Below are 13,848 nucleotides of genomic sequence, written 5' to 3' on the forward strand. Positions count from 1 at the left end.
TCAACGCTTGGTTTTAAAGACTATTTATGTGCATTTAAGCTAATTTGATCAATAATAACATTTCTATTTCAACTTTTTAAAAGATGTGGGTAATCAGTAGGACTTAAGTCCCTCGCTAGGGATAGGTATAAGAGATTTACTATCAACTATTTACATACTTGTAGGTAATCAATAAAAACATAAAATCACCAGCTAATAGGAAGAATAGAACCCTACTTTCCAAAAAGCCCACCAAGCATTCCACCAATACCATTACCTGCTCCGCCACTATCACTCATGAATTTGCCAGCAATATTCTTTACATCGTTCATATCCACATTCCCGTCGGCCAAAGCACCTGTGATATCACTCATGTTAAACGAAGTATCGTTAGGGTCGTTTGTCTTAGTAATTAGGCTGTTCATTACCTGTGGTAAAACTTGCGAAACAATGCCCGCAGCCGCAGTTTTGTCTAAGCCAAATTTTTGCATCAAGCTACCAATGGCTTGCTGCGCAATATTTGCCACGATAGGGTTAGCCATCAAGCTCCCTGCATTCAAGCCAGTTTGTCCACCCAATAGGCTAGTTAACGCACCCATGCCTCCTTGCCCACTTAGGGCTTGGCTTTTCAAGCCACTCGTCACGGCGGTCATGATGGTTTGCATGGCATCTTGGTTTTTTTCGTTAGGTATAGCAGGATTTTTAACGATAGCTTCCTGAGAATGATCTTTGATAAGACCCATCAATTGTTCTAACATAGGGAATTGTTTTTATCAGTTTTAAAAATTTTGAGTGCAATTATAGACAGATTTTTCTAATTTCAACCATTATTATAGAAGATTTCTAAATACTAAAAGAAACAAAGCGATGCTTGAAACAACCTCAGATAATAACACGGTGAATACGCTGAAAGAACAAATACTGCCTTTAATTGATGATTTACGATACCCAAGTGAGTCGGACGAAGCCGTTGAGTATTTCGAAATGGAATATACTACGTCCGAAAGTATTGGTATCCAAGACTTTAAGCTATTTAATGGTATTGAACCCGATAAATCTATCGACAGCATAACGGTTGAAGATTTCTTTGCGCCATTGACTAAAGTGGAAGACTGGTTTGGTGAAGAAGAAAAAAAATATGTGGACGATGCCATAAAACTACAAACCCTACTGACCGAACACCTAAAAGACATACAGGTATTAAAAGTAGGCGAAGTAGAAATTGGCGTATATTTATTCGGAATTTATGAAGAAAATAAATGGGCAGGCGTAAAGACGATTATTATAGAAACTTAGCGAATGGATTTTACCTGCTGTAGGCACTAGGCTTTAAGCAATAAGCTTTTTTTATGAAAAAATAAATATTTGCCTATTGCCTACGGCTTATAGCGAGCAAAATTAATTTTGCTTATAGGCATAAAAAAAAGAGCGATTCAGTGAATCGCTCTAATCTTTCTATTTTACTTTCGCTACTACCGCTTTGAACGCCTCTGGGTGGTTCATTGCTAAGTCAGCTAATACTTTTCTGTTTAACTCGATACCTTGTTTGTTTAATTTACCCATCAAAGCTGAGTAAGATAAACCTTCTTGACGTGCAGCAGCATTGATACGCTGAATCCATAAAGCACGGAAATCTCTTTTCTTAACCTTACGGTCACGGTAAGCATATTGAAGACCTTTTTCAATTTTGTTCTTCGCTACCGTCCAAACGTTTTTACCTCTTCCGTAAAAACCTTTAGCTAATTTGAGCACCTTTTTACGTCTTGCTCTCGACGCTACGTGATTGACGCTACGTGGCATAATCTTGGTTGTTTTTTGAAAAATGGCGGTTAATGATTAACACTTATTGAGCCAATTTTCTGGTTGAACAATAACTAAATTTTAATGTGTTTCAATGGATAATCCTAAAGAAACGAGTATTACATTACTAACATCAACGTTACTCTGTCCATATCAGCTGAACTTACTAAAGTATCGTGAACTAAGTTACGCTTACGTTTAGTAGATTTTTTTGTAAGAATGTGGCTATGGAAAGCGTGCTTACGCTTGATTTTGCCTGATCCTGTAACCTTAAAGCGTTTTTTCGCTCCAGATTTGGTTTTAATTTTTGGCATTTTATTAAACGTTTTAAATGAAAAATATAAATTTTGTAAAATAGGTTGCAAAGATACGAAAAAATATGATAGACAATACGTCAAATTCAAATAAAATGCCTTGTCTCCCTATTTTATTTGAAAGATTTTTGATTTCAAGGTATCATTTCAGCCCCTAAGTTTGTAATTTTGAGTAATGAAAAAAAATCGGAACATATCTCTCTATCTTCTATTAATAGTGTGTTTGGTAAGTGCCTGTATTTCTGAATCTAAAAAAGGAATCAATATTCCTGCGGTGCCAGAGGTAACAGAAAAGGCACGCAGAGACGCAGCCATCGCTTTTTTGACGGATGCCATTGATGCATCGCCCAATAGTTCAGAAAACTATTACAAACGTTCGTTATTATATTTAGAAAACGAGAAAATAACGGAGGCCCTCGAGGACGTCAATACGGCTATCAGTATCAAACCCAACGTAGGTACTTATTTTCAAGCGAAGGCCCTGATATTGCGGGCTTCAAACCAACCCAAACTAGCCCTTGAGGCGGCCTCAAAGGCGGAAGTGCTCAATGCCGAGTCGCCAGAGCTGTACACCCTCTTGGGGGATTTGTATCAGCAACTTAGTATGTATGACAAAGCCAAGGCGTATTTGAGAAAGGCACTTCAAATTTCGCCCAACAACGGGGAGACTTATTTTGTACAAGGCGAAATATCGGCCAAAATGGCGGATACTGCCACAGCCTTGGGCTATTATCAGCAAACGTTGAGCCTAAAGCCTAGCTTTTTGCCTGTTTATTTAAAGCTCGCCCAGATTCATACCAACCTCCGCGAGTATGATATAGCCTTGTTATATGCCAACAAGGGACTGAGTTTTCACCCTAAAAACGGCAATCTGTATCTACAAAAAGGCAATACCTACCAAAAATCATGGAAACTAGATAGCGCTATTTTGTGTTTTAATAGGGCCATCCAGTTGGATAGTTCGTTGGTAGAAGCCAGTTTCAACACGGGACTGATTTATTTCAAGTCGCGGGCGTATCGCTTGGCTCTGCCTTTTTTTGAACGCACCTTTAGGCACAATCCTCAATATCCAGAAGCCAAATTCTTTGTGGCACAGTGTTTGGAATATACGGGCAACTTTGAATTGGCAGAAACCTATTATAGCGAACTATTGGCGGCTAATAGTCAGGATTACAGGGCGTTGAATGGCGTATATCGTACTCAACACAAACAAAAATATGGGGCTTATTCATCGGGTGTAGATGCGAAATTCGATACTGCGTCGTATCAAAACTTTGAAGCTCCTGCTAGAAAAGTGGATACTACTAGTATTCGCCCTTTGAAACCGAAGGGAATTCTGAATAACTAAGCAACCATTACCTTGTATTTTGAATAAAAACAGATACTTTTGCCCCAATATTTTATAAAATATTACTCAACACAAACAAAACAAGCTTTTTGAGATTCCGTTTTGATAAGAAATGTTATTTGTAGAACATTTTCTTCCAAAACAAGGCTCAAAACAAACAAAATCCTCATGATTAAAATTAAATTACCCGACGGTAATGTCAGAGAGTATGCTCAGGGAACAACTGGGATGGACATTGCCCTCAGCATTTCAGAAGGCCTAGCCAGAAATGTATTAGCGGCTAAAGTAAATGGGAAAGTAGTAGATGCTTCTCTGCCAATCAATGATGACTGCGACTTCCAGTTGCTAACATGGAATGATACCGACGGTAAAGCTACTTTCTGGCACTCTTCAGCCCACTTGTTAGCGGAGGCAATCGAGGCATTGCACCCTGGAACAAAATTTGGTATCGGACCAGCCATCGAAACGGGCTTTTATTACGATATCGACATGGGTGAGAAAACCCTTAGCGCAGACGAGTTTAAGAAGATTGAGGAGAAAATGTTGGAACTGGCTCGCCAGAAAAACCAATATCAACGTTCGGAGGTTTCGAAAGCCGATGCTATCGAATATTTTACTGAAAAAGGCGACGAATATAAACTTGAACTATTAGAAGGTTTAGAAGACGGTTCTATTACGTTCTATCAGCAAGGAAACTTTACAGATTTGTGCCGTGGGCCACATATACCCAACACTGGTTTTATCAAAGCGGTAAAGTTGATGTCTGTGGCAGGGGCTTATTGGCGTGGAGATACTTCACGCAAGCAAATGACGAGGGTTTATGCTGTTACTTTCCCGAAACAAAAGGAGTTAGACGAATACCTCACTTTGTTGGAGGAAGCCAAACGCCGTGACCACCGTAAACTAGGAAAAGAATTAGAATTGTTTGCTTTCTCTGAGAAAGTAGGCATGGGCTTACCTTTGTGGTTGCCAAAAGGCACCATGTTGCGTGAACGCCTTGAAAATTTCTTGCGTAGAGCACAGGTGCGTGCGGGATATTCTCCTGTGATTACCCCACACATTGCATCTAAAGAATTATACATTACTTCGGGACATTATGCGAAATATGGTGCGGATTCGTTCCAACCTATTCGTACACCCGATGAAGGTGAAGAGTTTTTCTTGAAGCCAATGAACTGTCCGCACCACTGCGAAATTTATAAGACTAAGCCTCGTAGTTACAGAGACTTGCCTTTGCGTTTGGCAGAATTCGGAACGGTATATCGCTACGAGCAGTCGGGTGAATTGCACGGCTTGACTCGTGTACGTGGCTTTACGCAGGATGATGCCCATATTTTCTGTCGCCCCGACCAAGTGGAGGACGAATTTATGAAAGTAATTGATTTGGTATTGTATGTTTTCAAGGCTTTAGGTTTTGATAATTACTCTGCTCAAATCTCCTTGCGTGACCCTGAGAATAAAGAAAAATACATCGGTAAAGACGAAGATTGGGATAAAGCAGAAGCAGCCATCATCAAGTCGGCGGCAGCCAAAGGTTTACCAACCGTAGTAGAACTAGGCGAAGCGGCATTTTATGGCCCTAAGCTAGATTTCATGGTGAGAGATGCCTTGGGACGTAAATGGCAGTTAGGAACTATTCAGGTGGATTATCAATTGCCACAGCGTTTTGAATTAGAATACACAGGTTCAGACAACCAAAAACACCGCCCAGTGATGATTCACCGTGCACCATTTGGGTCGTTAGAGCGTTTTGTGGCTATCTTGATTGAAAACACCGCTGGTAATTTCCCACTTTGGTTGTCGCCAGAACAATTGGCGGTATTGCCGATTTCAGAGAAATACGAGGATTATGCCAACGAGATTTTCTTGCGTTTACAGGAAAGTGACTTGCGTGGATACATCGACCACAGAGACGAAAAAATTGGTCGTAAAATTCGTGATGCAGAAGTAAACAAACTACCATTCATGCTGATTGTGGGTGAAAAAGAATCCGAACAAGGGATGGTTTCAGTCCGCAAAAAAGGCGAAGGCGATTTGGGAATGATGCCAATCGACCAGTTTATTAGCATAATGCAGACAGAAATAAATAAAAATGTTGTAAGATTTAAAGAATAATAACTAAAAATTAAACTTGCATTTTTTTATTTTTTGAATTAGCTTTCGGAAGATTCGTAATTAAAGTGTTAATTTGTAACCTTTTATGCGAATTTTCCGTTAAATTAGCATTGGCAGTCAAATTTTGAGTTCTCAAACCTGCTTTTGTAATCATTTTAAAACAAATCATTTAGATAATATGGCGTTACGCCCGAATAACAATTTTAGAAATAATCGTAGAGAAGAAGAGCCTTATAGAATAAACGGTCTCATCAAAGGAGTACAAAATGTACGTTTAGTTGGTGAAAACGTTGAGCAAGGCATTATGGACATCAAACTTGCCTTGGCAATTGCTGTTCAACAAGGGCTTGATTTGGTAGAAATCTCACCGAAAGCCGATCCTCCAGTTTGTCGTGTTACTGATTACGCTAAGTTCAAGTACGAACAAAAGAAAAAACAAAAAGAAATTAAAGCAAACGCTGCCAAAACAGTATTAAAAGAGATTCGTTTCTCACCTAACACTGATGACCACGATTTTGCTTTTAAATTGAAACACGCTATCAATTTCTTGAAAGAAGGTGCAAAAGTGAAAGCTTATGTACACTTTGTGGGTCGTTCTATTGTGTTTAAAGAAAGAGGCGAAATCTTGTTACTAAACTTTGCAAAAGGTTTGGAAGAAGTAGGAAAAGCGGACGAACTACCACGTTTGGAAGGAAAAAGAATGTCTATTATGTTTTCTCCGAAAGAAAAGAAAAAATAATATTGAAGCAATTGAGTGATTTAGTGAATGGCGATTTAGTGATTGATAGTTTTTATGGTCAATAAATAGCTTCATTAGCAAAAAATTACACATTTTAATGCTGTAATTCAACTTTGGTCTCTTATTTGCTCTACTTAATTGTAGCATTGCTTACATCTTGTGAAACTCAGATTAATTAAATATCTAATTCCCTTTATTTTCCTAACTCTAGGAATAAAGGGAATTTTGTGTGCTGAGGGGTACAAACAAATTGACAATTCAAAAGTCACCAAATTCAAAATCCCTACTAGAAGTACACATTCAGATTCGCCAGATGCCGTTGATGATTTTGTAGCGGCCAGTCATTTTAACTCTGAAGAATCAGATGATTCGGAAGATGACGACTATTATGTATTGTGGTTTCCTAGAACTAGCAAAGATGACCACCACGTTTATATTAACCATAGCAGTATAAGCTATGTCTACACCAGTAAAATAACATTTAGTTACCTCCAGAAAATTTACCTAAAAATCAGGGCACTCCGTCTGTGATTTATCTCATTACTTCTGTATAAAGTTCAACAATCAGCATATAAAGAGCAAACAAAACGCTTCTATAAAATGTTGATATTGATACCTTTGTGTCAAGAAATGTTCATATTTCTTGTTCAACATCATATTGCTTAATTATTTAATTCTCATAATAAACTTCAATAAAATGAAACGTTTATGCTTATTCCTGCTGTGTTTGGTGTACTATAACTCCTTTTCACAGGATTCTTTAAGACTCACCCTAACAGATGCAGAAGCCATTTTTCTCAAAAACAACGCCCTGCTGTTAGCCCAAAAGTTTAATATTGAGGCCTCTAAAGCTCAAATTATTCAAGCCAAACTATGGGACAACCCAACCTTTTCGGGAGAACAACAATTATATAATCAACAAACCAAAGTGCCTGTTCCGCTAGGAAGCCAAGGACAAAGGGCTTTCCAGATTCAACAACTGTTTTTACTAGCTGGCAAACGAAATAAACAAATTGAGTTGGCAAAAATTAATGCCGAAGCAAGCGAATACAATTATTACGATTTGCTCAGGACGTTGGCCGTTGACCTCCGTACAAATTTTTATGACATCTTCTTTATCGCAAAGTCTGTTGCGATGTATGACGAAGAGATGTTGACCTTCCAGAAATTAGTAGGTGCTTACGACGAACAATATGCCAAAGGTAATATTCCCCTAAAGGAGGTAATCAGGCTAAAGGCATTTTTATTGACCCTGAAAAAAGAGCAAAATGAGTTGCGTCAGCAACTTATTGAGAAACAGGCTATCTTAAGAACGTTGCTCAATACCCGTGATGCCGCCTTTATAGCACCCGTCATCAACGAGAAAACGCTTGATAGCTTAGGTATCAATAATTTAAAGCTAGACCAATTGACAGCCACGGCTTTTGAGAATCGATATGATTTAAAAATGCAGGACGCTTCGATGAGATACGAAAAAGAAAACCTGCTTTTACAAAAGGCCTTGGCTACGCCCGACCTTAGACTTGGGTATTCTTATGACCGCAACGGTAGCTATATTCCAAATTATCACGCCCTGACTTTACAGATAGATTTACCCGTGTTTAATAAAAACCAAGGGAACATCAAAAGTTCGGAGTCAAGAATAGAGGCGGCTAGAAAGACTTTTGAACAAGGACAAACTAGCCTGCAAAACGATGTGCTACGTGCGTATTTGAAAGTGCAAGAGAACAACCGTTTAGAACAAAGTATCGACAGCAAGTTTATTACAAGTTTCGATACGCTGATTGAGGGAGTAGTAGCGAGCTATCAGAAAAGGAATATTTCGTTGATTGAATTTGTGGATTTTGTAGAATCTTACAAAAATTCAGTTGTTGAACTTAACTCTTTAAAAAGCGATAGGATGCGTTCGGTAGAAGAACTCAATTTTGTTGTCGGGAAAAAAGTACTTTAAAAACCACTATTTTTTGCTAAAAAATTCAAGAAGAAAATGAAAACTAATAACATTATTGCAGGCTTAATGATAGTTGCCACGTGCATGGCTTGCCAATCAAAGAAAGAAGAAGCAAACAAGGAAAGCTCTGAGGAATTTGAGCTATCAGACAAAGTTCGTAAGGAATTAGTCTTGGCTCCTGCTGTGCTTGAAAATATATCAAGTGAATTACAATTGACGGGTAAACTAGCGCCCTTTGAAGAAAAACAAGTAAAGGTATCGCCTTTGGTAGATGGCGTCATCGAAAAAATATCCGTGACCCTCGGCGACTACGTGAAGAAAGGGCAAACAATGGCGATTATCCATAGTTCGGAAGTAGCCGATGTGGAAAACCAGATTGTTGGGGCAAAATCAGATTTCTTGACGGCACAAAAGAACCTACAGGTGCAACAAGACTTGTATAAGTCGGGATTGGCTTCGGAAAAAGACATCATCATTGCTCAAAATGATTTGTTGAAAGCCGAAGGAACACTAAGAAGAGCCAACGAGATTTCGGGTATTTATGGTGTAAAGAACTCGTTCTATACCGTAAAAGCGCCTATTGATGGTTATATCGTGGATGTAAACAGAAACATTTCTGAAAAAATGGCGTATCGCGAAGGCGACATCGGCCCGTTCTTTTCAGTAGCCGACCTTTCGACAGTACAGGTAATTGCCAACGTGTATGAGTCGGACATTGCGAAAATCAAGGATGGATACAAGGCGTTAATCAGACTGGTAGCGTATCCTGACAGAGTATTTGAAGGAAAAGTAGATAAAATCAATAACGTACTAGACCCACAAACTAGGACGATGCAAGTACGCATCAATCTGGCGAACCCACAAAAATTGTTGAAGCCAGAAATGTTTGCGAAAGTAACCATTAGTTATGCCGATAATCAGAAAATAGTATCGATTCCGTCTGAGTCAATCATTTTTGACAAAGACAGAAATTTTGTAATTGTTTATAAAAACTCAAAAGAGGTAGAAGCGCGTAGGGTACAAGTAGCCAAAGTATTAGGCAACAAGACTTTTGTATTCAACGGATTGAAAGAAGGAGAAAGAGTAATTATAAAAAATCAATTAATGATCTATAACGCCTTAAATAACTAAGGATACGATACCATGAAAACATTATTGGCTTTATCGCTTAAATTCAAATTTGCCGTGTTTTTTTTCACGGCTGTCATTGTGGTTGGGGGTATTTTTAGTTTTATGAATACACCAATTGATGCCTTTCCCGATGTTACCAATACGCAAGTAACGATTATTACGCAATGGCCTGGACGAAGTGCGGAAGAAATAGAAAAGTTTGTGACTGCCCCGCTTGAGATTTCGATGAATGGGGTACAGAAAAAAACCACAGTAAGGTCAACTACCCTCTTTGGTTTATCAGTGGTTGTGGTGATGTTTGATGATGGTGTAGATAACAATTTTGCCCGTATTCAAATCAACAATGCCTTGCAGGGACTAAGTTTGCCCGATGACGTTGAACCAGAAATTCAACCACCGTATGGCCCAACGGGTGAGATTTTCAGGTACACGCTTGATTCAAAGTCGTTGAGTGCCAGAAAATTAAAGGAAATTCAAGATTGGGTAGTTGATAGAAATTTAAGGTCTGTGCCAGGTGTGGCGGATATTGTGAGCTTTGGTGGTGAGGTAAAAACGTATGAAATCAGTGTAAACCCAAACCTTTTACAGGCGTATAATATCACACCATTGGATGTATTTCAAGCGGTACAAAAAAGTAATATCAACGTTGGGGGTGATGTAATCACGAAAAACAATCAGGCTTATGTAGTGCGTGGGATAGGTTTGTTAGCCAATATCTCAGACATTGAAAATATCTTGGTTGAAAACATCGACGGCGTTCCCGTGTATGTAAAAACAGTGGCTACCGTCAGCGAATCGGCTTTACCGAAACTTGGACAAGTAGGCAGAGGCAACAACAACGATGCCGTTGAGGGTATCGTGGTGATGCGTAAAGGCGAAGACCCTTCGGCTGTAATCAAGAGTTTGAACGAAAAAGTAGAAGAATTGAATACCAAAATTCTTCCTGTTGATGTTAATATCAAGGCGTTTTATAATCGCCAAACGTTGTTGGATTTTTGTATCGAAACGGTTTCGCATAACTTATTAGAAGGTATTGTATTGGTTACCTTGATGGTATTGATATTCTTAGCCGACTGGCGTGCGTCTTTGATTGTGGCGATGATTATTCCACTGGCGTTGCTTTTCGCTTTTACCTGTTTGAAGTTGATGGGTATGTCGGTAAACTTGCTATCATTAGGGGCAGTGGATTTCGGGATTATCATTGATGGAACGGTGGTCGTCGTAGAAGGGTTAATTGTGGTCCTTTCCCACAAAGCACACGAAGTGGGCATGGAACGTTTTAATAAGTTAGCCAAGCTTTCTTTGATAAAACGTACAGGTACTACGATGGGGAAAGCCATCTTTACGTCTAAAGTAATCATTTTGGTGGCTCTTTTACCGATTTTCGCTTTCCAAAAAGTAGAAGGTAAAATGTTTACACCTCTGGCTTGGACGCTAGGTGCGGCCTTGTTAGGAGCATTGATATTTACGCTGACATTAGTGCCAGTGATGGTGAGTATTTTGATGAATAAGAACGTCAAGGAAAAATCAAATTTCTTTGTAGATGGCGTCTTGAAATATTCGATGATGTTGTTCAATTATTGCTTCTCGCACAAAAGAGGTACGTTTATCACTACTGCTATTATTACAATTGTTGGGTTATGGACATTGACGATACATGGTACGGAATTCCTTCCGCAACTCAACGAAGGTTCTATTTATGTAAGGGCGACGATGCCACGGAGTATTAGTCTGAACGAGTCGGTGCGGTATGCTAATGATATGCGAAAGGTATTTGAAGGTTTTCCAGAGGTGCGTCAGGTAATGTCACAAGCTGGGCGACCGAACGATGGTACTGACCCTACGGGTTTTTATAACGTAGAATTTCACGTTGATATCTATCCGCAAAAAGAATGGAAGAGCCATCTGACGAAGGCACAGTTGATTGAGCAAATGCAAAAGAAACTGGATGTATTCCAAGGGGTAAGTCTTGGTTTCTCGCAACCGATTATGGATAACGTTGAGGAGGCTGTATCGGGGGTGAAAGGTTCTATTGCAGTTAAAATTTACGGACAAGACTTTGAGTTTCTGGAGAAACAAGCGGAGAAAGTAAATGATGTATTGAAGAAGATTAAAGGTATTGAAGATTTGGGTATCATCAAAAACTTAGGACAGCCAGAGTTACGCATTGAGCTTGACCAGCAAAAAATGGACTTATACGGCGTACAGGCAGCAGATGCTGAGGCTGTAGTGTCAATGGCGATTGGTGGGCAAACGGCTAGTCAGTTGTTTGAAGGCGAACGTAAGTTTGATATTCGTATCCGTTTCCAATCAGAATACCGTAAGTCGGAAGCCGAAATTGGAGATTTGATGGTTCCGACGATGAACGGCACAAAGATTCCGATTAAGGAAATTGCTGTGATTCGTACCTTGACAGGCCCAAGTTTGATTTTCAGAGAAGACACCAAGCGTTTTATCGCCGTGAAATTCTCGGTACGTGGTCGTGACATGGGTAGTACCATTGCAGAAGCACAAACAGAGGTAAACAAAGTGATTCATGCCTTACCGAAGGGTTATGAGATGAAATGGAAGGGTGATTTTGAAAACCAACAAAGAGCGTCTAAACGTTTGGCGCAGGTAGTACCTATTTCGATGCTTGCTATTTTCTTTATCCTTTACCTGATGTTCGGAAGTTTGAAAGATGCAGGTTTGGTATTTACCAATGTGCCTTTTGCCATTATTGGGGGGTCGTTGGCATTGCTGATTACGGGAACGAACTTTAGTATTTCGGCAGGTATTGGTTTTATTGCCTTGTTCGGGATTTGTATTCAGAATGGGGTAATTATGATTGAGGTATTCAAAGATAACCTGCATCGAAAGCTATCCTTGCATGAGTCTATTTTACAGGGAGTTCAGTCGCGGGTGCGTCCCGTAATGATGACCGCCTTGATGGGTATTTTCGGGATGTTGCCAGCGGCGGTTTCGTCAGGCATTGGTTCGGAATCACAAAAACCATTGGCAATTGTCGTAATTGGTGGGCTAGTAGGTGCAACAGTACTGACATTATTCATTTTCCCACTGTTTTACGAAAGAGTATATCGTAATAAATAACAGGGCTTGCATAATCATTGGTGGTTAGTTGTTTGTACAAAATTATTTTTTCATAAATTATTGTGTTTTCTGTAAATTAAATTTTGAAAAACGATAATAATGTAACTACTTTTGTACCAAACAATTAACCACTAATAATTTATACATACCCATGAAAAAAGTGTACTATTTTGTGCTTTTTTTAGTTTTCTTAAAAGCTATTGAAGTGTTGGCCCACTAAACACTCGCAAATCTGTAAAATACTCCAAGAGGTAGTTTCTTTTTGAAGTCATCTAGTAAATAAAGCTCTCCGAACTCATGATTTTGCGTTTGGCTGAATGAACATTTTACTAAATTTTCAACGATTAACGAAGAGAAACCCATTGAGTACATATTCAAGATTAAGAAATAATTTTCTTTGTCCAAGATTTGTGCTACCGTTTTGAGTAATTCATTTATTTGCTCTTCCAAAATCCATTTTTCACCATCGGGGCCACGGCCATACGCTGGGGGGTCTAGTATTATGCCTTGGTAAACGTTGCCACGTTTCGCTTCGCGTTTTACAAACTTCAAAGCGTCTTCTACTACCCAACGAATATTTTCAAGATTGCTCGCTTCCATGTTCTCTCTCGACCATGAAATTACTTGCTTGATAGAATCAACATGGGTAATATCCGCACCAGCCTGCTTGGCAGCAATTGATGCCCCACCAGTATAAGCAAATAGGTTAAGGACTTTAGGAGTCTTGACAGGAAGTTTTTTTACTTTATCAACGATAAATTCCCAATTGGAGGCTTGTTCTGGAAAAATCCCGACGTGTTTGAAAGACGAAAGGGCTAATTTAAAACTCAAATCCAAGGCATTGGTTTTATAAGGCATAAACCAACGTTCTTCCACGCCTTTTTTTACAATCCACTCTCCTTTTTCCTGCGAACCTTTATCTTTTTTAAAAGTAGCGTGGGCGCTCCTCTCCCATTCTGAATCAGGCATAGACTTATCCCAAGCGGCTTGTGGCTCTGGTCGGCGCAGGATATACTTCCCAAATTTCTCTAATTTCTCGAAACCACCAGAATCAATCAGTTGATATTCTTTCCAGTTTTGGGGTGTTTCAAGTTTAATAATCTCTTGTTGCATAAATTGTGCTGTCTATGGAATCTATATTGATTTTGTCATCAACAAAAAAAGCGGTATCCCAAATAAGAATGTCGCTAGATATTATTTTGTAAAACCTCATCCCCCAGCCCCTTCTCCTTCAGAGAAGGGGAGCAGACCTTAGTGCTTAAAGCTCCCCTCTCTGAAGCAGGGCTGTTAAGTTCTAATATTGGAACATAGTTCTTTGAAATTTTGACCAAATATTATTTGGGCGTACTTAATAGAATCATTGACATTTTGTCTGAGATAA

The 13,848-nt window shown here is 39.2% G+C and carries 12 protein-coding genes; 8 read left to right on the forward strand and 4 right to left on the reverse strand.

Going from position 1 to position 13,848, the window contains the following annotated elements:
- Window positions 1–212 precede the first annotated feature (212 nt).
- Entirely contained in the window at window positions 213–737 is a 525-nt protein-coding gene (locus tag VB264_RS24330; RefSeq protein WP_323253916.1) for a DUF937 domain-containing protein, read from the reverse strand.
- A gap of 109 nt (window positions 738–846) precedes the next feature.
- Here VB264_RS24330 and VB264_RS24335 point away from each other — a divergent pair, with 109 nt between their 5' ends.
- Window positions 847–1,275, forward strand: a complete 429-nt coding sequence (locus tag VB264_RS24335) for a nuclease A inhibitor family protein (RefSeq protein WP_323253918.1) — start codon at window positions 847–849, stop codon at window positions 1,273–1,275.
- A 159-nt stretch (window positions 1,276–1,434) separates the two neighbouring features.
- Here VB264_RS24335 and rplT read toward each other — a convergent pair whose 3' ends face one another.
- Window positions 1,435–1,779 (reverse strand): 50S ribosomal protein L20, encoded by a 345-nt coding sequence (rplT, locus tag VB264_RS24340; RefSeq protein ID WP_184136617.1) that lies wholly within the window; start codon window positions 1,777–1,779, stop codon window positions 1,435–1,437.
- A 119-nt stretch (window positions 1,780–1,898) separates the two neighbouring features.
- Window positions 1,899–2,093 (reverse strand): 50S ribosomal protein L35, encoded by a 195-nt coding sequence (gene rpmI / locus VB264_RS24345; protein WP_323253921.1) that lies wholly within the window; start codon window positions 2,091–2,093, stop codon window positions 1,899–1,901.
- A gap of 175 nt (window positions 2,094–2,268) precedes the next feature.
- Here rpmI and VB264_RS24350 point away from each other — a divergent pair, with 175 nt between their 5' ends.
- From VB264_RS24350 to VB264_RS24380, 7 genes are all read left to right on the forward strand, one after another.
- The gene (locus tag VB264_RS24350) at window positions 2,269–3,441 is read left to right on the forward strand and encodes a tetratricopeptide repeat protein (protein ID WP_323253923.1); all 1,173 of its coding nucleotides are present in this window, start codon (window positions 2,269–2,271) and stop codon (window positions 3,439–3,441) included.
- Window positions 3,442–3,609: 168 nt separating this feature from the next.
- Window positions 3,610–5,556 (forward strand): threonine--tRNA ligase, encoded by a 1,947-nt coding sequence (gene thrS, locus VB264_RS24355; protein WP_323253925.1) that lies wholly within the window; start codon window positions 3,610–3,612, stop codon window positions 5,554–5,556.
- A 178-nt stretch (window positions 5,557–5,734) separates the two neighbouring features.
- Entirely contained in the window at window positions 5,735–6,295 is a 561-nt protein-coding gene (gene infC / locus VB264_RS24360; protein WP_323253927.1) for a translation initiation factor IF-3, read from the forward strand.
- Between the two features lie 159 nt (window positions 6,296–6,454).
- Window positions 6,455–6,826, forward strand: coding sequence for a hypothetical protein (locus VB264_RS24365; protein ID WP_323253929.1), 372 nt, complete (start codon window positions 6,455–6,457; stop codon window positions 6,824–6,826).
- A gap of 166 nt (window positions 6,827–6,992) precedes the next feature.
- Window positions 6,993–8,246 (forward strand): TolC family protein, encoded by a 1,254-nt coding sequence (locus tag VB264_RS24370; protein WP_323253930.1) that lies wholly within the window; start codon window positions 6,993–6,995, stop codon window positions 8,244–8,246.
- A gap of 36 nt (window positions 8,247–8,282) precedes the next feature.
- On the forward strand, window positions 8,283–9,377 hold the full coding sequence (locus VB264_RS24375) for an efflux RND transporter periplasmic adaptor subunit (RefSeq protein WP_323253932.1): 1,095 nt from the start codon (window positions 8,283–8,285) through the stop codon (window positions 9,375–9,377).
- A gap of 12 nt (window positions 9,378–9,389) precedes the next feature.
- Window positions 9,390–12,467, forward strand: coding sequence for an efflux RND transporter permease subunit (locus tag VB264_RS24380; RefSeq protein ID WP_323253934.1), 3,078 nt, complete (start codon window positions 9,390–9,392; stop codon window positions 12,465–12,467).
- Between the two features lie 216 nt (window positions 12,468–12,683).
- Here VB264_RS24380 and VB264_RS24385 read toward each other — a convergent pair whose 3' ends face one another.
- Window positions 12,684–13,580 (reverse strand): class I SAM-dependent methyltransferase, encoded by an 897-nt coding sequence (locus tag VB264_RS24385; RefSeq protein WP_323253936.1) that lies wholly within the window; start codon window positions 13,578–13,580, stop codon window positions 12,684–12,686.
- Between the last annotated feature and the right edge of the window lie 268 nt (window positions 13,581–13,848).

This window comes from Arcicella aquatica (genome assembly GCF_034928825.1).
GTDB lineage: Bacteria > Bacteroidota > Bacteroidia > Cytophagales > Spirosomataceae > Arcicella > Arcicella aquatica.

Excerpts from the sequence above, each read along its gene's own strand:
- VB264_RS24330 (WP_323253916.1), bottom strand. The coding sequence starts at position 737 with ATGTTAGAACAATTGATGGGTCTTATCAAAGATCATTCTCAGGAAGCT.
- VB264_RS24335 (WP_323253918.1), top strand. The coding sequence starts at position 847 with ATGCTTGAAACAACCTCAGATAATAACACGGTGAATACGCTGAAAGAA.
- rplT (WP_184136617.1), bottom strand. The coding sequence starts at position 1,779 with ATGCCACGTAGCGTCAATCACGTAGCGTCGAGAGCAAGACGTAAAAAG.
- rpmI (WP_323253921.1), bottom strand. The coding sequence starts at position 2,093 with ATGCCAAAAATTAAAACCAAATCTGGAGCGAAAAAACGCTTTAAGGTT.
- VB264_RS24350 (WP_323253923.1), top strand. The coding sequence starts at position 2,269 with ATGAAAAAAAATCGGAACATATCTCTCTATCTTCTATTAATAGTGTGT.
- thrS (WP_323253925.1), top strand. The coding sequence starts at position 3,610 with ATGATTAAAATTAAATTACCCGACGGTAATGTCAGAGAGTATGCTCAG.
- infC (WP_323253927.1), top strand. The coding sequence starts at position 5,735 with ATGGCGTTACGCCCGAATAACAATTTTAGAAATAATCGTAGAGAAGAA.
- VB264_RS24370 (WP_323253930.1), top strand. The coding sequence starts at position 6,993 with ATGAAACGTTTATGCTTATTCCTGCTGTGTTTGGTGTACTATAACTCC.
- VB264_RS24375 (WP_323253932.1), top strand. The coding sequence starts at position 8,283 with ATGAAAACTAATAACATTATTGCAGGCTTAATGATAGTTGCCACGTGC.
- VB264_RS24380 (WP_323253934.1), top strand. The coding sequence starts at position 9,390 with ATGAAAACATTATTGGCTTTATCGCTTAAATTCAAATTTGCCGTGTTT.
- VB264_RS24385 (WP_323253936.1), bottom strand. The coding sequence starts at position 13,580 with ATGCAACAAGAGATTATTAAACTTGAAACACCCCAAAACTGGAAAGAA.